General features: G+C 73.1%; 31 protein-coding genes. 14 read left to right on the forward strand and 17 right to left on the reverse strand.

Features of this window, described 5'->3' with window-relative positions; translation table 11 throughout:
- Positions 1–351: 351 nt before the first annotated feature.
- Positions 352–2,625 (reverse strand): RelA/SpoT family protein, encoded by a 2,274-nt coding sequence (locus tag ABIC30_RS25530; protein WP_026605253.1) that lies wholly within the window; start codon positions 2,623–2,625, stop codon positions 352–354.
- Between the two features lie 205 nt (positions 2,626–2,830).
- Positions 2,831–3,241: a DNA-directed RNA polymerase subunit omega gene (rpoZ, locus tag ABIC30_RS25535; protein WP_010685409.1), complete on the reverse strand. Its 411-nt coding sequence runs from the start codon at positions 3,239–3,241 to the stop codon at positions 2,831–2,833.
- Positions 3,242–3,570: 329 nt separating this feature from the next.
- Between rpoZ and fabD the strand changes: the two genes are divergently transcribed.
- The 4 genes from fabD (at position 3,571) to fabF (ending at position 7,300) form a co-directional block, all read left to right on the forward strand.
- On the forward strand, positions 3,571–4,515 hold the full coding sequence (gene fabD, locus ABIC30_RS25540; protein ID WP_020095204.1) for an ACP S-malonyltransferase: 945 nt from the start codon (positions 3,571–3,573) through the stop codon (positions 4,513–4,515).
- A gap of 30 nt (positions 4,516–4,545) precedes the next feature.
- Positions 4,546–5,283, forward strand: a complete 738-nt coding sequence (gene fabG / locus ABIC30_RS25545) for a 3-oxoacyl-[acyl-carrier-protein] reductase (RefSeq protein WP_020095203.1) — start codon at positions 4,546–4,548, stop codon at positions 5,281–5,283.
- 332 nt (positions 5,284–5,615) lie between these two features.
- Positions 5,616–5,855 (forward strand): acyl carrier protein, encoded by a 240-nt coding sequence (locus tag ABIC30_RS25550; protein ID WP_007559070.1) that lies wholly within the window; start codon positions 5,616–5,618, stop codon positions 5,853–5,855.
- Positions 5,856–6,037: 182 nt separating this feature from the next.
- Positions 6,038–7,300, forward strand: a complete 1,263-nt coding sequence (gene fabF, locus ABIC30_RS25555) for a beta-ketoacyl-ACP synthase II (protein ID WP_020095202.1) — start codon at positions 6,038–6,040, stop codon at positions 7,298–7,300.
- Between the two features lie 308 nt (positions 7,301–7,608).
- On the opposite strand, the gene ABIC30_RS25560 is transcribed toward fabF, so the two are convergent.
- The 4 genes from ABIC30_RS25560 to ABIC30_RS25575 all read right to left on the reverse strand — a co-directional run bounded on the left by ABIC30_RS25560 (position 7,609) and on the right by ABIC30_RS25575 (position 11,102).
- On the reverse strand, positions 7,609–8,322 hold the full coding sequence (locus ABIC30_RS25560; protein ID WP_020095201.1) for a YidB family protein: 714 nt from the start codon (positions 8,320–8,322) through the stop codon (positions 7,609–7,611).
- Positions 8,323–8,398: 76 nt separating this feature from the next.
- Positions 8,399–8,599, reverse strand: a complete 201-nt coding sequence (locus tag ABIC30_RS25565; RefSeq protein WP_020095200.1) for a hypothetical protein — start codon at positions 8,597–8,599, stop codon at positions 8,399–8,401.
- An 84-nt stretch (positions 8,600–8,683) separates the two neighbouring features.
- A complete protein-coding gene (locus ABIC30_RS25570; RefSeq protein ID WP_020095199.1) occupies positions 8,684–8,953 on the reverse strand; it encodes a hypothetical protein in 270 nt (89 codons plus the stop codon).
- Positions 8,954–9,050: 97 nt separating this feature from the next.
- Positions 9,051–11,102, reverse strand: a complete 2,052-nt coding sequence (locus ABIC30_RS25575; RefSeq protein ID WP_354456243.1) for an OmpA family protein — start codon at positions 11,100–11,102, stop codon at positions 9,051–9,053.
- A 199-nt stretch (positions 11,103–11,301) separates the two neighbouring features.
- On the opposite strand from ABIC30_RS25575, the gene ABIC30_RS25580 reads away from it, so the two are divergent.
- The 3 genes from ABIC30_RS25580 to ABIC30_RS25590 all read left to right on the forward strand — a co-directional run bounded on the left by ABIC30_RS25580 (position 11,302) and on the right by ABIC30_RS25590 (position 13,171).
- The gene (locus tag ABIC30_RS25580) at positions 11,302–12,324 is read left to right on the forward strand and encodes a hypothetical protein (protein WP_042672486.1); all 1,023 of its coding nucleotides are present in this window, start codon (positions 11,302–11,304) and stop codon (positions 12,322–12,324) included.
- A 79-nt stretch (positions 12,325–12,403) separates the two neighbouring features.
- The gene (locus tag ABIC30_RS25585) at positions 12,404–12,652 is read left to right on the forward strand and encodes a hypothetical protein (RefSeq protein ID WP_020095196.1); all 249 of its coding nucleotides are present in this window, start codon (positions 12,404–12,406) and stop codon (positions 12,650–12,652) included.
- A 162-nt stretch (positions 12,653–12,814) separates the two neighbouring features.
- Positions 12,815–13,171 carry a hypothetical protein gene (locus ABIC30_RS25590; RefSeq protein ID WP_026605252.1) on the forward strand — a complete coding sequence of 119 codons (357 nt, stop codon included), beginning with the start codon at positions 12,815–12,817 and terminating at the stop codon, positions 13,169–13,171.
- Between the two features lie 27 nt (positions 13,172–13,198).
- Here the strand turns inward: ABIC30_RS25590 and ABIC30_RS25595 are convergent, their stop codons facing one another.
- The gene (locus ABIC30_RS25595) at positions 13,199–13,426 is read right to left on the reverse strand and encodes a hypothetical protein (RefSeq protein WP_020095195.1); all 228 of its coding nucleotides are present in this window, start codon (positions 13,424–13,426) and stop codon (positions 13,199–13,201) included.
- A 424-nt stretch (positions 13,427–13,850) separates the two neighbouring features.
- Between ABIC30_RS25595 and ABIC30_RS25600 the strand changes: the two genes are divergently transcribed.
- Positions 13,851–14,102: a hypothetical protein gene (locus ABIC30_RS25600; protein WP_020095194.1), complete on the forward strand. Its 252-nt coding sequence runs from the start codon at positions 13,851–13,853 to the stop codon at positions 14,100–14,102.
- 51 nt (positions 14,103–14,153) lie between these two features.
- Here ABIC30_RS25600 and ABIC30_RS25605 read toward each other — a convergent pair whose 3' ends face one another.
- The 3 genes from ABIC30_RS25605 to ABIC30_RS25615 form a co-directional block, all read right to left on the reverse strand.
- The gene (locus ABIC30_RS25605; RefSeq protein WP_020095193.1) at positions 14,154–14,396 is read right to left on the reverse strand and encodes a hypothetical protein; all 243 of its coding nucleotides are present in this window, start codon (positions 14,394–14,396) and stop codon (positions 14,154–14,156) included.
- Between the two features lie 82 nt (positions 14,397–14,478).
- Complete coding sequence (locus ABIC30_RS25610; RefSeq protein ID WP_020095192.1) at positions 14,479–14,700, reverse strand: hypothetical protein; 222 nt, start codon at positions 14,698–14,700, stop codon at positions 14,479–14,481.
- Positions 14,701–14,799: 99 nt separating this feature from the next.
- On the reverse strand, positions 14,800–14,979 hold the full coding sequence (locus ABIC30_RS25615) for a hypothetical protein (protein WP_020095191.1): 180 nt from the start codon (positions 14,977–14,979) through the stop codon (positions 14,800–14,802).
- A gap of 97 nt (positions 14,980–15,076) precedes the next feature.
- Here ABIC30_RS25615 and ABIC30_RS25620 point away from each other — a divergent pair, with 97 nt between their 5' ends.
- Positions 15,077–15,295 (forward strand): hypothetical protein, encoded by a 219-nt coding sequence (locus tag ABIC30_RS25620; RefSeq protein ID WP_210383195.1) that lies wholly within the window; start codon positions 15,077–15,079, stop codon positions 15,293–15,295.
- Positions 15,296–15,380: 85 nt separating this feature from the next.
- On the opposite strand, the gene ABIC30_RS25625 is transcribed toward ABIC30_RS25620, so the two are convergent.
- From ABIC30_RS25625 to ABIC30_RS25645, 5 genes are all read right to left on the reverse strand, one after another.
- Positions 15,381–15,680 carry a PilZ domain-containing protein gene (locus tag ABIC30_RS25625; protein ID WP_020095189.1) on the reverse strand — a complete coding sequence of 100 codons (300 nt, stop codon included), beginning with the start codon at positions 15,678–15,680 and terminating at the stop codon, positions 15,381–15,383.
- A gap of 242 nt (positions 15,681–15,922) precedes the next feature.
- The gene (locus ABIC30_RS25630; RefSeq protein ID WP_020095188.1) at positions 15,923–16,105 is read right to left on the reverse strand and encodes a hypothetical protein; all 183 of its coding nucleotides are present in this window, start codon (positions 16,103–16,105) and stop codon (positions 15,923–15,925) included.
- A 281-nt stretch (positions 16,106–16,386) separates the two neighbouring features.
- A complete protein-coding gene (locus ABIC30_RS25635; protein WP_020095187.1) occupies positions 16,387–16,761 on the reverse strand; it encodes a hypothetical protein in 375 nt (124 codons plus the stop codon).
- Between the two features lie 86 nt (positions 16,762–16,847).
- Complete coding sequence (locus ABIC30_RS25640; protein ID WP_026605251.1) at positions 16,848–17,123, reverse strand: hypothetical protein; 276 nt, start codon at positions 17,121–17,123, stop codon at positions 16,848–16,850.
- 223 nt (positions 17,124–17,346) lie between these two features.
- The gene (locus ABIC30_RS25645; RefSeq protein ID WP_020095185.1) at positions 17,347–17,814 is read right to left on the reverse strand and encodes a Ros/MucR family transcriptional regulator; all 468 of its coding nucleotides are present in this window, start codon (positions 17,812–17,814) and stop codon (positions 17,347–17,349) included.
- Between the two features lie 318 nt (positions 17,815–18,132).
- On the opposite strand from ABIC30_RS25645, the gene ABIC30_RS25650 reads away from it, so the two are divergent.
- From ABIC30_RS25650 to ABIC30_RS25670, 5 genes are all read left to right on the forward strand, one after another.
- Entirely contained in the window at positions 18,133–18,339 is a 207-nt protein-coding gene (locus ABIC30_RS25650; protein ID WP_026605250.1) for a hypothetical protein, read from the forward strand.
- A 33-nt stretch (positions 18,340–18,372) separates the two neighbouring features.
- Positions 18,373–18,558 (forward strand): hypothetical protein, encoded by a 186-nt coding sequence (locus tag ABIC30_RS25655; RefSeq protein ID WP_012318898.1) that lies wholly within the window; start codon positions 18,373–18,375, stop codon positions 18,556–18,558.
- Between the two features lie 52 nt (positions 18,559–18,610).
- A complete protein-coding gene (locus ABIC30_RS25660) occupies positions 18,611–18,865 on the forward strand; it encodes a hypothetical protein (RefSeq protein WP_020095183.1) in 255 nt (84 codons plus the stop codon).
- A gap of 141 nt (positions 18,866–19,006) precedes the next feature.
- A complete protein-coding gene (locus tag ABIC30_RS25665; RefSeq protein ID WP_026605249.1) occupies positions 19,007–19,240 on the forward strand; it encodes a DUF6894 family protein in 234 nt (77 codons plus the stop codon).
- A gap of 39 nt (positions 19,241–19,279) precedes the next feature.
- Positions 19,280–19,705 carry a hypothetical protein gene (locus tag ABIC30_RS25670; protein ID WP_026605248.1) on the forward strand — a complete coding sequence of 142 codons (426 nt, stop codon included), beginning with the start codon at positions 19,280–19,282 and terminating at the stop codon, positions 19,703–19,705.
- 16 nt (positions 19,706–19,721) lie between these two features.
- On the opposite strand, the gene ABIC30_RS25675 is transcribed toward ABIC30_RS25670, so the two are convergent.
- Both ABIC30_RS25675 and thrS read right to left on the reverse strand, forming a co-directional pair.
- On the reverse strand, positions 19,722–20,732 hold the full coding sequence (locus ABIC30_RS25675) for a sensor domain-containing diguanylate cyclase (protein ID WP_020095180.1): 1,011 nt from the start codon (positions 20,730–20,732) through the stop codon (positions 19,722–19,724).
- Between the two features lie 277 nt (positions 20,733–21,009).
- Positions 21,010–23,037 (reverse strand): threonine--tRNA ligase, encoded by a 2,028-nt coding sequence (gene thrS, locus ABIC30_RS25680; RefSeq protein ID WP_020095179.1) that lies wholly within the window; start codon positions 23,035–23,037, stop codon positions 21,010–21,012.
- Positions 23,038–23,301 lie beyond the last annotated feature (264 nt).

Raw genomic sequence — 23,301 nt, forward strand, 5'->3', positions numbered from 1 at the left:
GGTCCCGAAAAATCGTGGGTGACAGGAAATCGTCTGAACAATCGGTCAGGGTTCGCCCGAGGCGAAAGGCCGGGGCGCGTGGCCGGGACGGTGCGCCGCGATCGCGGCCGCCGCGCTCTGCAAACCGGGGTGGACCGGCGCGGTCGATGACCCGCGCCACCGACGCCCCGTCCGCCGGACCATTCGTTTCAAACGGGTCCGTGTCAAGCAGAGCACGGGATTGTGCGGTCGTGAAAAACTGAACTCTCGGGGCGGATTAATTGACCACGACAGGGCTTCGTCGTGAAAATGGTGGTTTACGTAAGTTGATCCTGTAAACCTCAGATGCGCCGCGCGCCCCGCCCCTCGACCTCAGCCGTTCACGCGCTCGACGCTGTTGACCGGGCGCTTGCCGCGCAGTTCGGCGATGATCGCGTTGAGATGCTGGAGATCCCAGACCGACAGGTCGATGGTGATGTCGGTGAAGTCCTGGGTTCGCCGCTTCATCGAGATGTTGTCGATGTTGCCGTCGTGGTCGGCGATCACCTGGGCGATCTGGGCGAACACCCCGGGCTCGTTGATCGACTTGAGCGCCAACCGGGCGGGGAATCGCTCGCCGCCGAGCGCCTCCGTGTCCCAGCGGACGTCGAGCCAGCGCTCCGGCTCGTTGTCGAAGGCCGCGAGTGCCGCCGACTGGATCGGGTAGACCGTCACGCCGACGCCGGGGGTCAGGATGCCGACGATCCGGTCGCCCGGGACCGCGCCGCCGTTCGGCGCGAAGGTCACCGGCAGGTCGCCCGCGAGGCCGCGGATCGGGATGGCGTCGCTGCGATCCGCGCCCTCCCCCTCCTTGCCGCCTTCCTTGCCGCCCTCGGCGCCCGGGAAGGTCAGCCGCATGGTCTGGTCGGAGGAGCGCACGAGCCGGCCGGCGCCGCTGGCGGCGCCCTGCGCGGCGGAGGGCCGGCGCTCGTCGCGGTGGTCGGGATAGACGGCGCGGACGACGTCGCCCGAGAACATCTCGCCCCGCCCCACGGCGGCGAACACGTCCTCGGTCGTCGCGCGGGCGAGCCGCGGCAGGGCGCCCCGGAGCTTGTCCTCCGAGAAGGTCTTGGCGGCGCGCTCGAAGGCCCGGTCCAGGATCTGCCGTCCGAGGCCGGCATATTGCCGCCGCACGGCGGTGCGGGTCGCCCGCCGGATCGCCGCGCGGGCCTTGCCGGTCACCACGAGGGATTCCCAGGCCGCCGGGGGCGAGGCCCCGTCGGAGCGGCTGATCTCGACCTCGTCGCCGTTGGCGAGTTCGTGCAGCAGCGGCGCCATCCGGCCGTTGATCTTGGCGCCCACCGCGGTGTTGCCGACGTCGGTGTGGACCGCGTAGGCGAAGTCGATCGGCGTCGCGCCGCGCGGAAGGGCGATCAGCCGGCCCTTCGGGGTGAAGCAGAACACCTGGTCCTGGAACAGCTCCAGCTTGGTGTGCTCCAGGAACTCCTCGGGGCTGTCGCCCTCGGCGAGGAGCTCGATGGTCCGGCGCAGCCACTGGTAGGCGCCGCTCTCCGCGGCGAGCCGCGGATGCACGCTGCCCTCGGCGCGGGCCGGGTCCTTCACCAGCTCGGTGCCGATCTCCTTGTAGTGGGCATGCGCGGCGATGCCGTACTCGGCGATGTCGTCCATGGCGCGGGTGCGGATCTGCAACTCGACGCGCTGGCTCTTCGGCCCGATCACCGTGGTGTGGATCGAGCGGTAATCGTTCTGCTTCGGGGTCGAGACGTAGTCCTTGTACCGGCCCGGAACCATCGGCCAGCTGGTGTGGACGATGCCGAGCGCCGCGTAGCAATCCTGCACGGTGTCGACGACCACGCGGAAGCCGAAGATGTCGGAGAGCTGTTCGAAGGCGACGGACTTGCGCTCCATCTTCGACCAGATCGAGAACGGGCGCTTCTGCCGGCCGCTGACCTCGGCGGTGATCCCCTGCGCGCCGAGCTTCTCGGTCAGCACCTGCGCGATGGTCTCGACGACGCTCTCGGACTTGGCGGAGAGCCGCGTCAGGCGCTGGGTGATGGTGGCGTAGACCTCCGGCTCCAGGTTGCGGAAGGCCAGGTCCTCCAGCTCCTCGCGCAGCTCCTGCATGCCCATGCGGCCGGCGAGCGGCGCGTAGATGTCCAGGGTCTCCTGCGCGATGCGGTGGCGCTTGTCCTCCCGCATGTGCTGGAGGGTGCGCATGTTGTGCAGGCGGTCGGCGAGCTTGACCAGCAGCACCCGGACATCCGCCGCGACCGCGAGCAGCAGCTTGCGGAAGTTCTCGCCCTGCGCGGCCTGCTTGGAGACGAGGTCGAGGCGCTTGAGCTTGGTCAGGCCGTCGACCAAGGCGCCGATCTCCGGCCCGAACAGCCGGCGGATCTCCTCGAGCGTCGCCTCGGTGTCCTCGACGGTGTCGTGCAGCACCGCGGCCACGATGGTGGCGTCGTCGAGGTGAAGGTCCGTGAGGATCGCCGCCACCTCGAGGGGGTGGGCGAAGAACGGATCGCCCGAGGCGCGCTTCTGCGTGCCGTGCGCCTGCATGGCGTACACGTAGGCGCGGTTGAGCAGCGCCTCGTCGGCGGCCGGGTTGTAGCGCTTGACCCGCTCGACGAGCTCGTACTGGCGCATCATCCGCCGGGTCGGGGCCGGCGCGTCCGGGGTCGTGCGCGGGGTCTGGATCACGCGCGATTGTTCCGCAACCGCCGGGACGGCGCCAGCCCCCGGCGGCGGGGCCGCGCCGGATGCCGGCGGGCCGGCCACGGAACGAGAGAACCCGGCGTCTCCGCCGGGTCCGGTCTCTGTCAGGTCGCGCCCATCCAGGCCCACGTGTCCAGGCTCACTCGCCCTCGTCGTCGGTCTCGACCGGCGGGGCGAGGTTCTCGAGGCCGCGCAGCAGGTCCTCCTCGCTCATGCGGTCGAACTGGACCGCCGCGTCGTCGCTGGAGGATTGCGGCGCCACCGCGGCGGCGGCCGGCGAGCTCGACAGCAGCGGCACGGTCTCGGCCTCGGGCTCGTCCACCTCGACGTACTTCTGCATCGAGTGGATCAGCTGCTCCTTGAGGTCGTCGGCCGTGATGGTCTCGTCGCCGATCTCGCGCAGGGCCACGACCGGGTTCTTGTCGCGGTCGCGGTCGATGGTCAGCGGGGCGCCGGCGGCCAGGAGGCGGGCCCGGTGGCTCGCCAGCAGCACCAGCTCGAAGCGGTTCTCGACCTTCTCGATGCAGTCTTCGACGGTGACGCGCGCCATGCGGGGCGGCTCCTTGGGCTTGAGCGACGGGTGATGTCGGGTATGGCGCCACTCTACACCGGATGCCGTTGTGCAACAAGCACAGCGGGTTGCGCGGGGCGCGCGTCCGGCGCGAACCCGGCGCGCGTCCGGCGGGCGTGCCGGTCCGGTCGGGCCGGACGCCGAGGGGCCGAACGCCGAGGAGCCGGAGGACCGCGTCGCTGCGGCATCATGGTGCGGCGCATTGTTGACACCCAGCGCCGCGGGTGCGAGTGCGCGCGCCATTCCAGAGTTTCGGCCGACACGGGCGGCGCTCGCGCGCCGCGCGGCGCCGGCGACCAGGACGCAACATGCGCGCACTCATCTTTCCGGGCCAGGGCAGCCAGGCGGTCGGCATGGCGCGGGACCTCGCCGAGGCCTTCCCGCAGGCCCGGGCCGTGCTCGACGAGGTCGACGCCGCCCTGGGCGAGAACCTGTCGCGGCTGATGTTCGAGGGGCCGGTCGAGGCGCTGACCCTCACGACCAACGCCCAGCCGGCCCTGATGGCGGCGAGCCTCGCGGTGCTGCGCGTGCTGGAGGCCGAGCGCGGCCTCGACCTCGGGCGCGACGTCGCCTGCGTGGCCGGCCACTCGCTCGGCGAGTACGCCGCGCTCGCGGCCGCGGGCAGCCTCACCGTCGCAGACGCCGCCAGGCTGCTGCGCCTGCGCGGCGAGGCCATGCAGGCGGCCGTCGCACCGGGCGCCGGCGCCATGGCGGCGCTGATCGGCACCGATCTCGAGGCCGCCCGGTCCGTCGCCGAGGCGGCGGCCGACGAGGCCGGCGACGGCGCGGTCTGCGACGTCGCCAACGACAACGGCGGCGGCCAGGTGGTGCTCTCCGGCGACCGCGCGGCCGTGGAGCGCGCCGTCGGCATCGCCACCGGCCGCGGGATCAAGCGCGCCGTGATGCTCAACGTCTCGGCGCCGTTCCACTGCCGCCTGATGGCCCCGGCCGCCGAGGCCATGGCCCGGGCGCTCGCCGCCGTCGCGCTGGCGGCCCCGCGCGTCACCCTCTACGCCAACGTCGCGGCCGCCCCGGTCACCGATCCGGAGGCGATCCGCGCGGCCCTGGTCGAGCAGGTCACCGGCACCGTGCGCTGGCGCGAGAGCGTCGCCGCCATGGCGGCCTCCGGCGTCGACCGGTTCTACGAGCTCGGCGCCGGGAAGGTGCTGACCGGCCTCGTCAAGCGCGTCGCCCCCCAGGCGAGCGCCGCCGCAATCGGCACCCCCGCCGACGTCGCCGCCTTCGCGCTCTGACCCGCGCGCTCTGATCCGACGGAGTCCCGCATGTTCGATCTCACCGGCCGCAAGGCCCTCGTCACCGGCGCGACCGGCGGCCTCGGCCAGGCGATCGCCCGGGCCCTGCACGCGCAGGGCGCCACCGTGGCGCTCTCGGGCACGCGGCCCGCGGCCCTGGAGGCGCTCGCCGCCGAGCTCGGCGAGCGCGCGAGCCCCGTCGCGGCCGACCTCTCCGACAAGGACTCGGTCGAGGGCCTCGTCCCGGCCGCCGAGGCCGCGATCGGCCCGCTGGACATCCTCGTGAACAATGCCGGCATCACCCGCGACAACCTCTTCATGCGGATGAAGGACGAGGAGTGGGAGCAGGTGATCGCCGTCAACCTCACGGCCGCCTTCCGCCTGTCGCGGGCCGCCGTGAAGGGCATGATGCGCCGCCGCTCCGGGCGGATCGTCAACATCGGCTCGGTGGTCGGCAGCACCGGCAATCCCGGCCAGGGCAACTACGCCGCCGCCAAGGCGGGGCTCGTGGGCATGACCAAGGCGCTCGCCGCCGAGGTCGCCTCGCGGGGAATCACCGTCAACTGCATCGCCCCGGGCTTCATCAGCTCGCCCATGACCGACGCCCTCAACGAGAAGCAGCGCGAGGGCATCCTCGCCCGCGTGCCCGCCGGGCGGCTCGGCGAGGGGTCGGAGGTCGCGGCGGCCTGCCTCTACCTCGCCTCCGCGGAGGCGGGCTACGTCACCGGCCACACGCTGCACGTGAATGGCGGGATGGCCATGTACTAAGGCGCGTATACCGGTTCCCGGCCGGCGGGAACGGCGCGCGAATCACCCCCGCCGACACGCAAGTGCCACACCCATGAAGGCTTTCTGAACGGGCCCTCGCCAGGGCTGGAACCCTGTGCTACCACGCCCCGCAGCCGTACAGGGGGTTGACGGTTCAGCGGGTTTTCAGTCCAAGGCCCTCCGGCGGGGGCGTCCCGGCTCACGCGCCGGTTCACCTCAGAAGCACGCGCGATCGGACACCGGCCCGTCACAACAAGCCCGCAGGGGCGCGACGCGGCCACGGCACCACCCCGAGAAGACTGACAGACCAGAAGGACGAGGACGGAAGACCGATGAGCGATATCGCTGAGCGCGTGAAGAAGATCGTCGTCGAGCACCTGGGCGTGGAGCCCGAGAAGGTGGTCGAGAGCGCCAACTTCATCGACGACCTCGGTGCCGACAGCCTCGACACGGTCGAGCTGGTCATGGCCTTCGAGGAGGAATTCAACGTCGAGATCCCGGACGACGCTGCCGAGACCATCCAGACGGTCGGCGACGCCGTGAAGTTCCTGGAGAAGAACTCCGCCGCCTGAGGCGCCGGGGACCGGGTTTGACGCGGCGCGGGTGAGGCGAAACAGCCCCCGCGCCGTTATGCGTTTCAAGGCTCGGAGTCGTGACGGGGCCCGCGGGGACCGATTCTGCCTCCGAGCGAGTTAGGACGATGCGCGACCGCGGCGGTGCCGGCGGGACGGCGCCTCAAGACGGGACAGGGCACATGCGGCGGGTGGTGGTCACGGGTCTGGGGATGGTCACGCCGCTGGGCAGCGGGGTGGAGCACACCTGGAGCCGGCTGATCGCGGGCGACAGCGGCGCCGGCCCGATCCGCGGCTTCGAATCCGCCGACCTGCCCTGCCGGATCGCCGCGCAGGTCCCGTTCGGCGACGGCACCGACGGCACCTTCAACCCCGACCTCGTGATGGAGGTGAAGGAGCAGCGCAAGGTCGACCCGTTCATCGTCTACGCAATGGCGGCGGCCGACGAGGCGCTGAAGGATGCCGGCTGGGCGCCGAAGAGCCACGAGGACCAGTGCGCCACCGGCGTGCTGATCGGCTCCGGCATCGGCGGCATCGGCGGCATCTACGACGCCTCCGTGACCCTGCACGAGAAGGGCCCGCGCCGGATCTCGCCGTTCTTCATCCCGGGCCGGATCATCAACCTCGCCTCCGGCCAGGTCTCGATCGCCCACGGCCTGAAGGGCCCGAACAACGCGGTCGTGACGGCCTGCTCCACGGGTGCCCACGCCATCGGCGACGCGAGCCGCCTGATCGCGCTCGGGGACGCCGACGTGATGGTGGCGGGCGGCGCCGAATCGCCGGTGAACCGCCTCTCGATCGCGGGCTTCTCCGCCTGCCGGGCGCTGACCACGGGCTTCAACGACACGCCCGAGAAGGCCTCCCGCCCCTACGACCGCGACCGCGACGGCTTCCTCATGGGCGAGGGTGCCGGCATCGTGGTGCTGGAGGAGTACGAGCACGCCAAGGCCCGCGGCGCGAAGATCTACGCCGAGGTGGTGGGCTACGGCCTCTCGGGCGACGCCTACCACATCACCTCCCCCTCCCCGGACGGCGACGGCGCCTTCCGCTGCATGACCGCCGCGGTGAAGCGCGCCGGAATCGCGCCGTCCGAGATCGGCTACATCAACGCCCACGGCACCTCGACGCCCATGGGCGACGAGCTGGAGCTGAAGGCCGTGGAGCGCCTCCTGGGCGACGCCGCCGCGAACGCCACCATGTCGTCCACCAAGAGCTCGGTCGGCCACCTGCTGGGCGCCGCCGGCTCGGTCGAGGCGATTTTTTCCATCCTCGTCCTGCGGGACAACGTCATCCCGCCGACGCTCAACCTCGACAATCCCTCCGTCCAGACCAAGATCGACCTCGTGCCGTTCGAGGCGAAGCGGAAGCAGGTCGACGTGGTGCTGTCGAACTCCTTCGGGTTCGGCGGGACGAACGCGTCGCTGGTGATGCGGCGGGTCGCGTAGGCGCGTCGCCGTCCGACCGCGACACCGGCCGCACCTCGTCCCGACGCTCCGACTTCCGTCCGACATGCGGAATGCGGCCTCCGAACGGGCGATCGTGCCCGCCGAGGCTGCTCCCGAAACCCGCGTCGCTGGGTCCGGATCCGTGCGCGCTGCGGGCGAGAGCCCGCGCGCACCGAGATCCTGACCTCCCGCGCGGCATCCGCGACGGCGGGCGTCTTCGAGCGCGCGCGGCGCCCGGGCCCTTCAGGATGCCGTCGTGATCGGGATCCGCGGCGGGCGCGCCGCGCGGCCCCTGACCCCGTGCCCGGCTACCATCCCCGCCGCTCCGCCTCCCCCGGCACCCGCCCCTCAGGCGTGAGCGCGTGCACCACCTCCGGCAGGGCCTGGGCGAGCTGCGACAGCAGCGTCTCGCGGTCCATCCCGGTCTGCTGCTGGAGGGTGTCCACCGTGTCGGGGCCGAGCGCCCGGGCGAGCTGGTCCGGGGCCACCGGGCGGTTGGTGCCGTGGCCGATCCAGGACTCGATCACGTCGCCGAGGCCGCCCTGGCGGAACCGGTCGACCAGCCCGTCGAGGCCGCCGAGATCCCCCTGCCCGTCCGGGGTGGCGCGGCTCGGCGGCGGGGCGTCGCCGGGGCCGTCGAGCATGCCGGAGAGGTCCGAGAAGTCGCCGGGCGGCAGGGACGGGTCCGACGGCCCGCCCGGGCCGCCGTCGCGGCGGCCGCCGTACTGGTCCCAGCCGCCGATGTCGCCGCCCTCTTCCGGAGGACGGCGCCCGCCGGCATCGGCGGGGTGCTGGCCGGGATCGCGCCCGTAGGGTCCGGCGCCGCCGGAGCGGTCGGCCTCGGGGCCGGGCTCGCCCTGGCGCCCGCGGCCGAAGATGTCGCCGAAGCCGCCGCTGGCGCCCTTGGCCAGCAGGAGCATCAGGAGTGCCTTGACCAGGGGCGACATGCCCCCGGACCCCTGCTTCTGCCCGCCGAACACCTGACCGAGCACGCCGCCGATCGCCGATTCGAGCAGTCCCATGCGCGTCTCCCCCCGTAGGCCCGGGCCGGACGGGCCCGGGCGAACAACATTCCGGGGCGGGCGCGGGTTGCCTCGCTCAGCGGGCCGGCGTCGCGAGCGCCGCCTGCGCGGTGCCGCCACCGGTCGTGGCGTCGGCGGGCTCGACCAGCGGCACCGTCGCGGCCGAGAGGATCAGTCCGGCCAGGAACAGGCCGGTGGCGGCGGCGCCGGCGCGGGGGCGCGGCAGGCGAACGGCGCGGCGTCGCGCGGGATGGGGACGGTCGACGGTCCTGGGCATCGCGGCCTCTCCGGGTTCGGGGCGGGCCCTGGGGCCCTTTCTGCCGGAAAAACGCCGTCGGGGGGCGGAGAGGTTCCCGCGCCGTCAGGTCCGGCCGGCGAGGCGGCGTCCCAGCGCCCCGAGCAGGCAGGCCGCGCAGTAGACCGGCAGCATCAGGGCCGCGCCGTCGAGCCACAGGCCGGGCAGGCCCGGCACGAACCCGGCGATCGCCGCCGCGGCCACGAGCCCCGCGACCACGCAGAGCCCCAGCGAGGCGGCGAGGCGGTCCGGCCAGCCGACCAGCGCGCCGACCACGAGGCCGAGCGCGGCCGCCCCGGCGAGCCCGGGCCAGAATCCGGCGAGCAGCAGCGTCACGGCCGTCCGGCCTCCCTGCGGGCGCGATGGTGGCGCGCGGCCGGGCGCGCGGATGGGCGCGGCCCGGCTGGCGGGCGCGCGGCGGAGCGGATCTCCCTCACGGCAGCAGCGCGAAGACGACGGGGCCGGCCGGCCCGTCCGGCCCGGCCGTGACCTGCTCCGGCCGGGCTCCGGCCTGGAGGAGGTACTCCACCACCGCCTGGGCGCGCAGGCGCGGCAGGTCGACCGGCGGCTCGTCGGGGGCCTCGGCGGGCTTCTTCGCCGCCGCCTTGCCGGGTGCGGCCGGCTCCTTCCTGGCCGCGCCCGCCTTGCTCCGATCCTTCGTCGCGTCCTTGGCCGCGTCCTTGGCCGCGTCCTTGGCCGCGTCCTTGGCCGCGATTTTGGCCGCGTGCATCACGGCTTCCTTGGGCGCCGGGGCCGGCGGCGCGGCTGTGGCCGGCTTGGCGGCGTCGGCGACCCGGGTCGGCTCGGCGGTCGCGCCCTCCCCCGGTGCCGGTCCGGCGGTCGGGGTCGCGGCCGGGGTCGCGGGCGGCTTCGCCGGGTCGGCGGGGCCGGAGACCGCGACGCGCAGCGACGGGCAGGTCTTCGCCAGGGCGGCCAGCGCGTCGAGGGTCGGGTAGAAGGCGGGCGTCAGCACGGCGCCGCCCGCGGGGAAGTGCAGGTCCGCCCCCGCCAGGGCGGCGGTGAAGTCGGCGCGGCAGGTGGCGGGGTCGCGCCGCTCCGCCGCGTCCCGCGCCGTGACGCTGGCCTGCCCGGTCCAGCCGGGGGGCAGCGCCTCGGCGAGCCGGTCGGGGGTGCGCGCGGCGCCCTCCCGGTAGAGGCTCTCGCCGGTGAGCGTCACGGCGCGGTCCGAGACCGCGACGGTCCCGTCCGCGAGGTTCGTCACCAGCGGGGCGGCGGCGGCCAGCGCGTCCCCGAGATCCGGCGGGGCGCCGTCGGCGAGGCGGGTGCGGTCGATGACCGGCTCCCGGAACAGGCGCGGGCGCAGGGCGGCCAGTACCCGCTCCCGGGTCGTGGCGTCCGGCAGGTGGCCGGTGAGGGTCACGGCGTCGGCGGTCCGGCGGATCGCCACCCGGTAGGGCGAGAGCGGCCGCGCCGTGAGCGCCACCCGCCCGGCCGCCACGCCGGCGGGCCGGCCGTCGCGCATCAGCGCCTCGGCGTCGGGGAGCGCCTGCCCGTCGATGGCGTCGCCGGTCACCGAGACCGCCCCGTCCCGGAACACGACCTGCCCGGACTGGATCAGCTCGGCGAGCTTGAACGCGAAGGCGATGAGGCTCTTCGGGTCGATCGCCGGGTCGAGCCCTCGGGCGGCCAGGAGCCGGTCCTCCACGGTGCCGCCCGCGGCGGCCTCGGTGGCGGCGCGCAGGGCGGCCTCGCGGTCGGCCGCCGAGGGGGCGAAGCCGTCGAGGACGATGCCCCGGCCCGATTTCTCCACGGCGAACCGGTACGCGGCCACCTTCGGGGGCAGGATCTCGACCCGCCCGACGCTGAACCCCTCCGGCGGGTCCGACAGGGCGGCCCGCAGGGCCTCGTAGGCCGGCACGTCGAGGGCCTCGCCCGACAGGCTGAGCACGGTGTCGCTGAGCGCCGCCCGCCCGCCCTTGGCGAGGCCGGAGAGCCGGGCCGCGAGGAACGCGGCCGCGCCGGCGAAATCCGGCGGCGCGCCCCGGGCGGCCCGGGCGGTGTCGTCGAGGCCGGTGCCGGGATCGAGGGCGCCGGCGATCCGCGCCTCCAGGGCCCGCCGGCCGATCTCCACCGGGCGGCTGCCTTCGAGGGCGATCCGGTTCTGACCCGTGCGGATCGCCGCCCACTGGAAGGGCGCGGCGGTCTCCACGATGCCGAGTTCGGAGACGATGCGGCGCGGGCCGTCGAGGGCCGCGAGGCGGGACAGCACGGTGGCGCGCTCGGCGACGTCCGGCGCCTCGCCGGCGGCCACGAGGTCGCGCCCGACGGCCTCCACGCGCAGCCACGGCTCGCCGGTGGCTGTGGCCGTGCCGGCGGCGATCGCCGCGCCCTGCGCCGCGAGGCCGTCGGCGATCCGCGGGGCGGCGTAGAGGGTCGCGCTCGCCCAGATCAGCGCGAGGGCCGGGAGGCCGGCGAGCCAGCCGGCGCCGCGCAGGCCTTGGGCGAGAGTTTCGGGCAACGGCACGGTCGCAGGTTCGGGCGCGGGTCGGGACGTGGGGGCAGGCGGATCCGGTGCCGAGAGCACACCGTCTTTCCGGCAGCATGAAGGCCGGCGGCCTCCTTTCTCCCACGGGTCAGCGCCGCGCCGCGTCCCCGCGCCGCCGGAACCGGCCGGACGCCCTCCGGTTTCCGAGCCAGACCCCGTCCCCGCTGAGGAGCGTGCCATGCGATCCATCCTCGCCGCCGCCCTGCTGCCGGCGATCGCCGTCCCGGCCGGGGCCCAGAGCCTGTCGGCATCGCTTGAGCCGATCACCCCTGTCGCCAATCCGGGCCAGCTGAGCCTCGGCGGCAGTTCCACCACCGGGCAGTTCCCGACCGTCTCGGCGCAGACCGGCGGCCTCGTGAATGCCGGCCAGCTGAGCTTCGGCGGGGGCGGCGGCGGTGGCGGCGGCCGCATCGGCGCGTCGGGCGGCCTCTCGGCCGGGACGACGCTCGGCGCCACGACCGCCGGTTCGGGCGCGACGGGCCAGCTCGGCGGCCTGGGATCCACCGCGACCGGCGGTGCCGGCGTCACCGGCACGACCCTCGGGACCGGCGGGACGATCGGCGCCACCGGTGCCCGCAGCGGCCTCAGCGGCGCGTCCCGCACGGGCCTGGGCTCGACCGCGGGGAGCCTCCTGACACCGACCCTCGGAACGGGCGGTCTCGGGGGTGGGTCGGGCCTGTCCCCCGGCCTGGGCACCGGACTCTCGGGAGCCGGCCTCGGCGCAGGTGTCGGCGCAGGTGTCGGCGCAGGTGTCGGCGCAGGCGTTGGAGTAGGTGTCGGCACGGGCCTCAACGCTGCCGGAAGCCTCGGCTCCTCGCTCGCGACCGGCTCGTCCGGCGTCGCGTCGGCCGGTCTCGGCAGCGGCGTGGCCGCGTCGGGCATCGGCGCGACAGGCGCCACCCTGTCCCCCGGCGGTCTGTTCGGGCTGTTCGGACTGTTCGGGCTCGGGACCGGAACGGCCGCGAGCGGGGCCACGGCCGCGACGGTTTCCGGGACGGGCGGCGCCGGCACGGGCGGCGCCGGGATCCCCGGGACGCCCGGGCTGCCCGCGGACGATCCCGCCCAGGCGGCCCGCACCCTGCCGACCGGCGGCGGGGCGATCGGCGGTGCCGGCATCGGCGGCGCGGCGGCCGCGCCGGTCCGGACCGGCGACCTCTGCGGCGGGCCCTTCGCCGAAGCCTGCCTCGGCCAGGGGTTCTGAGCGGCCTCAGGGGCCGGAACCGCGCCGAACCGCTGCCGTTCCTTCTGTGCCGGCACCTCGGCCGGGACAGGAGACAGAGATGAACGTCATGCTGGGCCGCGTCTCGCTCGCGGCCGCTCTCGTGATCGGCGTCTCGGGCGCTGCCCTGGCGCGCGATGCCGGGCCGAAGGCTCACGGCGCCAAGGGCACGGCCGGCCTGCACGGGATCGGCTTCAACGAGCCGAAATTCCGCTCGGACCTGCGCACCGGCAAGGAGCAGCCCTACACGTGGCCGGTGAGCGACCGCTATCGCCCAGTCTCGCAGCCCTTCTACGGTCGGGCCTACTGAGCCGCCCGGCGCACGCTCCGCCGAATGGATGAGTGGCGGCGCCCCGCTCCGCCGCGCACAACCGGGGCCGGCCCCGTTCCGTCATCGGAGCGGGCGCCAATCCGGCGATGGCCCAGAGGCACGGGGTCCGTGGCGTGCCGGCTCCCGAGGCAGGAGAGTGTGATGCATCCGCTGAACCGGCGCGTCGTCGCGGTCCCGGCCGTCGCGCTTCTGGTCGTCGCGCCCCTGCCGGGGCGCGCGGGCGAGTTCGCGCAGGTCCCGCCGGTGCCGGGCATGGCCCTGACCCTGCCCGATCCCGGCATGGCCAACGGGGCGCCCGCGCCCGCTCCGACGGCGGCACCGGCCCCCGCCGCGGCCGCGGAGCCGCCCGCTCCGGTCAGGGCGGCCTCCGTTCCGGCGGTCGAGCGCCGGTTCCGGGGCCTGGGCAGCGGGCTCTCGTCGATCGACGGGCAGCTCCCGAACCAGCGCACCGGCCAGCGTCACCAGCACGTGGTCCGCGACATCTGCATCGGCTGCTGATCCGATCCGCCTCCGGCGCGGCGCCGGCTAGTGCGGCGCCCGCGCTCGGGAATTCGCCTGGATCCAGCGCGGCGAGAGGATGTCGCCGGCCTCGGTGATGATCCAGGGTTGGGCCTCGCCGGATTCCATCGCCGCGATCGCGACGGCGAGGGCCTCGCGCAGGGTCGCGAACGGCCGCCCCTCCGCGGCGCGGGCCGGTCTGCCCTTGGGCCAGATGGTCAGTTCGGCTCGTCTGTCGAGGTCGGAGGGCGTCATCGGCGCTCTCGAGGTGCTTCGCAGGGTGCTTCGGCGGGATGTGGGCGTTCTACCGTGCCCGTGTGACGCGGATCTGGCGCCGCGGTTTCCGATTCGTGCCACGGGCCGCGACGCCAGCAACGCGCGCGCTCGCCCGGCGGTTTCGATCGGTTCGGGGGCGCGCGCGAAAAACAAATCACCCGCTCCTCAAGTTTGATTTGAGAACGTGCCGGTGGAAGTTTAGTTCATTTGCATCGAATGCATGGCGCGCGGGATCGGTGCCTGAATTCACGGCTGAGAATTCCCGGGGAACACTGCAGTACCGTGCCGTCCTGGCGATATGGTGCAATGCGAAAAACGCATGCCGCGACGCACAAATCCGTGGTCTCATGCGCTGGTCGATCGCATCCCGCGGTCGACACCGCGATCGAACCGGAGACGCACCATGCGCACGATCCTCATCCTCGCGTCGGCCGCGCTCACCTCGGCGGCCTTCACGGGCCTCGCCGCCGCCGACGACCGCCTGCACCTGACGCCGCCGCTCTATCGCGATCAGGCCCGGCCCGCCCAGCAGATCCGCACGATCCACGATCTGACCACCACGCCCCAGCCCGTCGCCGCGCCGGCGACCGTCAATCGGACGGTCTCGTCCCTCGGCCGGCCGATCGTCCAGGCCGCCGTCGAGGCGAGCCGCTGAGCCGGCTGCCGGAGACGGAGCGCCCCGGGCGGCTCCGTCTCCGGCCGACGCTCAGACGATGTGCAATTCCTGCGCGGCCACCGACGGTTCCACGCCGCGACGGATCAGGCGCCGCGTCCGCGCCCGCTGATCGCGCGCGGTGCTGAGGGCAGTCCCCGCCGCGCGGTACCCCTCGAACCACAGATCCGCCCACGCATACTGCGCCGCCATCGCGAGCAGGACGGCGTTCTCGGCCTGTCTCAGGCCCAGCCGCAGGCTCTCATCCGCCAGGCGACCAACCTCCCCGTACATCATCTCCAACTCCGCGTCCGAACACGGCCGGCAGCGCCGCGAAGGGCCGCCGGCCACCCGCCCAGAGGCCGCTCGGCTCTCCCGCTCAGTGCGACGCCGCCCCGGCAGCGTCGCGAGCGGCGGCCGCCGCTTCCCGGGCCGCATCCTGCCCTCGCACCACTTTCGTGCGGACCGTGTCGGGGGCGCGGCGCGCCGCTCCGACGACGCTTCCGAAGGCCGTCCGGGCCTGTGCGAGACCGGTCCCGGCGACGTCGCGGATCTGGGTCGGGACCTCGTGGCCCGACGACTGTGCCATGCACTGTGCCATGCGTGGTCTCCTGTCGGCCGCCATCCGGGTGCGGCCGGCCCGTTTGTGCATCGCACATGGACCGGCGTCCAGGGATCGCCCGCGCGTCGGCGCGACCGGTCAGATCTCCGTCTCGCGCCGGACGATCGCCTCTTCCCCGCTGCCCTTCTGCGCGAGGCCGACCTCGGGATCCTCGGTCGGGATCGTGGCCGGCGCCGCCTTGACGCGCTCCGCCGGAGGCTCGTCCGCCTCGCGCGCGTCCGGGCCGCGGCTCGTCGGGTCTGCGGTCTCGCGCGTCATGCGGTCTCTCCCTGCCTGCAGCCAACGCGACGGGGCGTGTGCGGGTCCCGGGGCTCCGTCACGATGGCGGGAGGCGCGACGCGGATCGCGGCTCTATATGGGAGGTGCGAGCAGGGAGAGTGGTGTGTTCACCGTCAAGGGGATTGATCCGTCCGGGCGCGTCATGACGTTCGCCTGCGGGACGGACGAGCAGGCGATGGAGAAGACCTGGGAGCTGGCCCGGCGCGGCTTCCGCGAGATCACGGTCGCCGATCCGAAGGGCAAGGAACTCTCCGCGGCCGCCTTCGAGCGCTCGCTCAACATCGACTGGGAGTGACGCGCGTCGGCAGCCCCGCCGCCCCCGACCCTGCCGACGACACTCTGGCCGCGCCGAGCGCCGGTCGACCCGAGGCAGGCGCCTGTCAGGTCGCCTCGAGTTCGCGCCAGAGGTTCGCGCGGCCCGACCGCGCCGTCTCGGGGATGTCGGTCGTGGCGCCGATCTCCTCCGCCTTGCGCCAGATGGCGCGGCAGACGAGGATCTCGCTGCTCGCATCGATGCTGAGGATGAAGCTGTCCGGAACGATCTCGGCATCCGGGAGCGCGACCCGCACGCCGCCGGCCGACCGGTCGTAGACGATGCACGGCAAGCTTCGATGCTCGTCGACCGAGATGCTGCCGGTCTCGTTGAGAAGCGTGCGTGGAGCGCTGCGTCGTTCGAACATCACCGCCTCGAGAACCTCTGCCCGACAGGATCGGTCACCCGGGTTCAAGGGCGGTTTGCGAAATGCCTCGAATTGTCGGGAAGCTGCCGTCCCTGTGAATTCTGCGCTCTTCATGCGCGCTCGGCCGGAGGCCGGATGCGCGGAGCACCGCCGCCCGCCGAGCGACCGGGGCGACGGAGCCGCAGGGACGGAGACGGCCTCGGTCGGACCGCTCGGAGCGTGTGACCGGCCTCAGGATCGACCTACTCGGTCACGACCTCGACGAGGGTGGTGAGAAAACCCAGCGCGACGGCCCCGATGCCGCCCATGAAGGCCGCATCCCACCCGGCGAACTCCCTCGACTGGGGCGCGCGCAGGAAGGCGAACAGCGTCACGGCGGCCCCGCAGACGACGAGAGCGAGGGCCAGCAGGATCGATCGAGACATGGCGTTTCCCTATGCGCCGGTCTCGCGGCCCTTGAGGGCTCTTGTAAACGGACGAGTGCGACCGGCTTGATCTGTTCAGTCTCGTCCGTCGTCGAAACATGACAGACGAGAGCGCGGTGAACAAGGTGTTCATCTGTTCTGCACTGCGGAACAGCGGCCGGAATGGCGCTCTCATCTGATCCGCACAGGACTGAAGTCGCGCGCGGCCAGGGCTGCCCTTCACGAGGGGCATCGACCGGCCGGCCGCGGGGAGTGCCCCGCCGGGACGGGATCCGGCGCGGTCAGTCGATGAAGACGCGGACGCCGTCCGTGTTGAGCAGGTCGCGCTGGTCGGCGCACCATTGCTCCGGTCCGACCGCGGCGATCTCGTCCGCGACCCGCCGGCCCTCCTCGGCGATGGCGTTCCGGGCACGCTGGTGGCCGAGGCCGGCGTCGAGGGCTCGGCGGACCGTGCGGGACAGGCCCTCGGACACCGTGTCGTCGATGGTGTAGAGCTTGCGGCAGTGCAGGACGATGCCGGCCTGCGCGCCGACGATCCGCACGAGACCCCGGATCGTCTCCGCGCGCTTGGTGTCGTCTGCCTCCTCGGCAGCCCGGGCGGTGCCCGGCACGACCGCCGTTCCCAGGAGGGCGGCGAACAGCAGGGCGCGAGTCATCCGGGGCATTCCTTCTGGCCGATGCCGGAGCCGTCTCCGGAACGCCGCACCGGGCGGGCCGCGCCCGCCCCGTCAGATCCGGCCGGTCACTTCCGGGCGGCCATCAGGTCGTGAGTCAGGACGGTCAGCTTGCCGATCAGGTTGCTGATATCGGAGCCCTTGCACGACCATTGCGTGCCGACCGCCTCGCCATCGGCCGAGACGGAGACGACCGCCACCGAGCGCAGGCGACCCTCGCGGGCCAGGGCCAGCTGATCCTGCAGCACGGCGATGATCGACGCGGTGTCCTCGTCCACGACTGCGGGCGCGATATGCGCCGGGAACGGCACGACCGAACTCGTCATCGTCTGCTCTCGCTTCATCTCGCCGATCCCTTCGGTAGCATCCTCGGGCCCCGGCGTGCGCATCAGCTTTGTGCAGAGTGTGGCAGCTTGTCCGTGTCCCGCGATGTCCTGGACGTGTGTGGCGACGATGCAACGGTCTCGGCGCGGCTCCGGACCGCGCGGCGGCACGAGGCGCCGGGCTCCGCGGCGCTTCGTTACGAGGGGGCCCCGCCGAGCGGGGCGCCCCCGGAGGTCGTCATCCTCAGGCGGCCTTGCGGCCCTTGCGCTCGCGCTCGGCCATGGCGCCGGGCTGGCCCAGGCCGATCGCCTTGGCGAGGGCGGAGCGCTGCTCGGCGTAGCTCGGCGCGACCATCGGATAGTCCGCCGGCAGGCCGTAGCGGTCGCGGTAGCTGCGCGGATCCAGGCCGTGGCTGGTCAGGTGGCGCTTCAGCGTCTTGTAGGTCTTGCCGTCGATGAAGCTGACGATCCCGTCGTGCCGGACCGACTTGCGGATCTGGGCCGCGCTCGGCTTCTCGACCTCGGCCTGCGGAACCGCCCCGATCTCCGCCGTCAGAGTCCCGGTGACGAGCCCGCTGATCGCGCCATGCACGCGCGCGATCAGGGCCGGAAGCTCCGCGGCCGGCACCGGATTGTTCGACACGTAGGCGGCGACGATATCGCCCGCCAGCTCGATGAAGTTGGAGTTGGGCCCTGTGGTTTCTTCTGACACTGTAAGATTCCTGGTGTGCCCCTCGCCCGGGATCTGCTACTTTTGAGCACTGAATGCAAGTTACAAAACCGTTGGCGGGCCGCTTCCGGTGCATGATCGGGGTGCCCGCCGCGGAGATCGGCCGACCATTTCTGGCGATTTTCGGCGGAGTATTTCCGGGCGCCGTCCGAGTCGGCCTATCGACTGCGGTAGAGTTTCCGCTCTGCAGAACGACCAGAACGTGCATCTGGCGGACTTGAAGTCGGCCCGGGCCGGCCGATGGGTGTTTCCGCCGTCATCCGCGGTGACGCGGCGCCCCGGTCGTGGCATGGCGCGGCCATGCTGATGCTCGCCCTCCTCATCGCCCTGCTGGCCGTCGTGGTCGCCATGTTCGTGCTGCGGCGGTGGACCGGGCGGCTGGCCTCGCTCGCGACGCTCCTGGCCGGAGCGATCATGGTCCTGTGGCTCGCCGAGGTCGGCCTGCTTCCCGGAACGCAGGGCCCGTTGACGGCGTACCGCCCCCTCGTGCCCGGGCTCGACCGGTAACGGTTCGGTAAGCGTACCGGCGGAGCATGGGGTATGCCCACGCTCTCCGCCCCGCGCCTGCTCACGTTCCTGGTGTCGGCCGTGCTGATCGGCCTCGCCGTCGCCAGCCTCTACACGCGCATCCCGATGGTCGGAAAAACCGTCGTGGCGCACCGGCAATGGTTCTTCATCGGCGCCTACGCCCTGCTCGCCCTCGGGGTGACCACCCGCAGCCTGTAGTGGACCGCGCCGCGGTCCGTTCGCCACCGCGCGCCGCGCCGAGGAGGCCGGAATGGCCCTGAAGACCACCTACCTCGTGCAGCCGTTCGAGCTGCACCGGAATCGCCTGCGGCCGGCCCGTCAGGAGCCCGCGCAGAGCGAGTTCGGCGCCCTCAAGAAGGCGGAGGCGCTGGCCGCCCGCATGCCGGGCGCGGCGGCGCTCAGGGTCGTGGCCGACGACGAGACCGGGGAGCTCGAGGGCGTCACGATCCTCGGCCAGTTCGGGACCGTCCCGGACGATTTCGCCGAGAGCCTGCTGGGGGGCTGAGGCGGCCCGCGGGTCCCGGCTTACATCCGGCTGCGTCTGGGGGTGCGACACGGGCGACCTCCGATTGCGGCCCTCCGGAAACTACGTAGAAACAGCGGAGACAGATCCTTGCGAGCTCCGGCGCTCGCCGAGCTCGCATCCGTGCCCCGCTATTTCATCGACCTCCACGACGGCGCCAACTTGGTTCGCGACCGCGACGGCTTCGATCTTCCGGATCTCGCCGCGGCGCGGGCGCAGGCGGTGCGCATCCTGACGCGGCTCGCGCAGGGCTTGACCGATCCGATGGAGCGGCAGGATTACGTGCTCGCCGTGCGCGACGAGCAGGGCGCGGTCCGCCTGCGCCTGCGGCTCTCCTACGATGTCGAGGGCGGCTGACGGCCCGGCCGCGCGCGGGTCGGGAAAGCGGGAGATCGCATGCGACGCTCAACAGGTCTGACCGGCCCGCTCGTGGCGGCGCTCCTGCTGCTCGTCGCCGCCGGGCCGGCAGGGGCGCAGACCGCGCCGCCCCCGCCCACGGGATCCGCCGCGGCGACGGCCGACAACGCCGTGCTGCTGACGGTCTTCCTGCGCCACGACCAGTCCCGCCCGCTGGCGGAGCTGAACGCGCAACTCGCCAAGCAGGGCTTCTACAAGGCCTTCCCGCCGCCGGGCATCGAGGTCGTCTCGTGGAACGTCGTCATGGGGATCGGGCAGATCATCGTCCTGCGGCTGCCCGCCTCCCGCCTGCGCGAGGTCAACCGCGTCCTGGAGGACACCGCCTGGGGCGCGTACCGGACCGAGTTCTTCCCGACCTACGATTACAGGGCCGTGGGCCTCGCGGAGCACGAGAAGGTGCGCTGAGACCGTCCCGGCCGCCTCAGGCCGGAACCGCGCCGCCCGGACCGACCGGCCCGAGATCCAGCGCGTCGTCCCACAGGTAGGGGTGGCCGAGGCGCTTGGCCGCGTACATCGCCGCGTCCGCCCGCTCCACCAGGGCCTCAGGCCGGGTGGCGTGCAGGGGCGCGCAGGCCACGCCGATCGCCGCGCCGATGCGGATCGGCGATCCGGTCCCGAGATCGTACGGCTCGGCGAGGCGCGCCTGGAGGCGCAGGGCGAAGCCGAGGGCCGGCGCCGGCGCCGCGTCGCCGAGCAGGATGGTGAACTCGTCGCCCCCGAGCCGCGCGGCGCAATCCCCCGCGCCGAGCGCCGCCCGCAGGCGCTCGGCCAGGTGTCGCAGGAGCGCGTCGCCCACCGCGTGCCCGTGGCGGTCGTTCACCGGCTTGAAGCCGTCGAGGTCGAGGCACAGCAGCGCGCAGGGCGCGCCGTCGAGGTCGGCCAGGGTCCGGTCGAGCCGGGCCGCGAACAGGTGGCGGTTCGGCAGGCCGGTCAGCGGGTCGTGGTGGGCCATGTAGCGCAGGAGCGACTCCGCCCGGCGGCGCTCGGTCACGTCCTCCCACAGGGCGGTCCAGCCGCCGCCGGCCTGCGGGTGCAGCGTGATCGCGACCTGGCGCCCGTCCGCGAGCGTCTGGACCACGGCGTCGGTCGCGCCCCGGGCGAGGAGCCGCCGCCGCGCCGCCCAGAGGCCGCAGGGATCCCGGTCGGCCGGGACCGCCCCCGCGGCGCTCGCCGCGCCCACCGCCCGGGCATGCATGCCGGGCCGGATCCGGTTCGCGGGCGGCCCGAACAGGCGCCGGAACCCGTCGCTCACGAACAGCAGCCGGTCGGCGGAATCGAACAGGCACAGGCCGTGCGGCAGCGAGTCCAGCGCCTGGACGATGCCGGGTCCGAGCTTGCGCCCGCGGCCGAGCCCGTCCTGGCGCCGGGCGCAGGCCGCCTGCCGGTGGCGCCGCGCCAGCCTCGTCGCCGCCCTGCCCGCCTCCGCCGCCATGGCCGGTCCCCCGAAACGCCCGACAGCGTCGTCGGGCGATCGCCGGAACGTGCCGGCTCGGAAATTAGTCTCCGGTCTTCATAGAATGGGATTCCTTTCGCCAACCTTGACGAAAGTCGTGCGCGTTGAGCGATCTTCGCGGAGATTGACCATCCTCAAGTTGAGGTGGTGATCGCGGCGCGCGAACTCTGTCGGTCGACGGGTCCGCGCGGTCGGGCCGCGCCGACGTCCCGGGGGGCGCCGCGCGGCCCCCGGGACGACGTCTATCGGCGGCGCGTCAGGGCGCGTCGTGCGGGCCGTGATGGCCGTCGAGCACCGTGTCGCTGGTCGGGACCGTCGCGGCGACGGCCTCGGCGCGGCGGATGTCGGGCGCGGTCGCCTCCTCCACGAAGGCCGCCACGGCCTCGCTCAGCGGCAGCGTGCGGGTCTGCTGGCTGCCGAGCCGTCGGATCGAGACCGTGCGCTCCTCCGCCTCGCGGCGACCGAGCGCCAGCAGCACCGGCACCTTGGCGAGCGAGTGCTCGCGGACCTTGTAGTTGATCTTCTCGTTGCGCAGATCCGCCTCGACCCGCAGGCCGGCGCGCTCCAGGGTGCGGATGACGTCCCGGGCGTAGGGATCGGCCTCGCCGGTGATCGTCGCCACCACCACCTGGACCGGCGCCAGCCACAGCGGGAAGTGCCCGGCGAAGTGCTCGATCAGGATGCCGGTGAAGCGCTCCATCGAGCCGCAGATCGCCCGGTGGACCATCACGGGCGGCTTCCGGGCGCCGTCGGCGTCGATGTAGAAGGCGCCGAACCGCTCGGGCAGGTTGAAGTCCACCTGCGTGGTCCCGCACTGCCAGTCGCGGCCGATGGCGTCGCGCAGCACGTACTCGAATTTGGGCCCGTAGAACGCGCCCTCCCCCGGGTTGACCGCGGTCCGGATCCGGCCGGCCGACTGCTCCTCGATCTGCGCCAGCACGCGGGTCATCACGTCCTCGGCGTGGTCCCAGAGGGCGTCGGAGCCGACGCGCTTCTCGGGCCGGGTCGAGAGCTTCACGACGATCTGGTCGAAGCCGAAATCCGCGTAGGTCGAGAGGATCAGGTCGTTGATCTTCAGGCACTCGTCGGCGAGCTGGTCCTCGGTGCAGAAGACGTGGGCGTCGTCCTGCGTGAAGCCGCGCACGCGCATCAGCCCGTGCATGGCGCCGGACGGCTCGTAGCGGTGGACGATCCCGAACTCGGCCATGCGCAGGGGCAGGTCGCGGTAGGATTTCAAGCCGTGCTTGAAGATCTGCACGTGGCCCGGGCAGTTCATCGGCTTGAGGGCGAACCAGCGCTTGTCCTCGGCCTCCTCGCCCGCGGACTGCGCGGCGAACATGTTCTCCCGGTACCAGCCCCAGTGGCCGGAGGTCTCCCACAGGGCCTTGTCGAGGATCTGCGGGGCGTTCACCTCGGCGTAGTCGCCACGCAGGCGCCGGCGCATGTAGGCGATCAGCTCCTGGAAGATCGTCCAGCCCTTGGCGTGCCAGAAGACGACGCCCGGCCCCTCCTCCTGGAAGTGGAACAGGTCCATCTCGCGGCCGAGCCGTCGGTGGTCGCGGCGCTCGGCCTCCTCCAGCCGGTGCAGGTAATCGTCGAGATCGGCCTGGTTCGCCCAGGCCGTTCCGTAGATGCGGGTCAGCATCGGGTTGTTCGAGTCGCCGCGCCAGTAGGCCCCCGCGACCTTCATCAGCTTGAAGGCGGTGCCGACCTTGGCCGTCGAGGTCATGTGCGGGCCGCGGCAGAGGTCGAACCAGTCGCCCTGGCGGTAGATCTTCAGGTCCTCGCCCGGCGGGATCGCGTCGACCAGCTCGACCTTGAAGCCCTCGCCCTTGCCGGCGAACAGCGCCCGCACGTCCTCGCGCGTCCAGACTTCCTTCGTGAAGGGCGCGTCGCGCGCGATGATCTCGCGCATCTTCGCCTCGATCTTCGGAAAGTCCTCGGGCGTGAACGGGGTCTCGCGATGGAAGTCGTAGTAGAAGCCGTTCTCGATCACCGGGCCGATCGTGACCTGCGTCTCCGGCCAGAGCGCCTGCACGGCCTCGGCGAGTACGTGCGCGCAGTCGTGCCGGATCAGCTCCAGGCTGCGCGGGTCGGTGCGGTCCAGGAACTCGATGCGGGCATCGCGGTCGATCGGGTCGTCGAGGTCGGCGACCGTGCCGTCGAGCGCCATGGCGACGGTGCGCTTGGCCAGCGACTTGGCGATGCCCTCGACCACGGCCCGGCCGGTCGTGCCGGCGGCGATCTCCCGCGTGTTGCCGTCGGGGAAGGTGAGAATCGGCATGGTACGAGCGTCTCCGGGCTCAGTCCTGCATACGGGGCAGGTAAGCGGTTTCGAGGGAGCGGCCGTGTAGACCGATTTCTCGGGCGAGGGAACAACGGTGCGGCGCAACTTCACGCATCCCTGCCCTTCGTCCGCCGTTCGGGTGCGCGCGATCGTCCCCGCGCGCGCGTGGCGCCGGGGGCATGGCCCGGGAGGCGAGCACGAGGGACGCGGGACGCCGCGGGAACCCAGGTGTCGGCCAAGTACGCGCGGGATCCGATCCCC

The organism is Methylobacterium sp. 1030, assembly GCF_040544715.1.
Classification (GTDB): domain Bacteria; phylum Pseudomonadota; class Alphaproteobacteria; order Rhizobiales; family Beijerinckiaceae; genus Methylobacterium.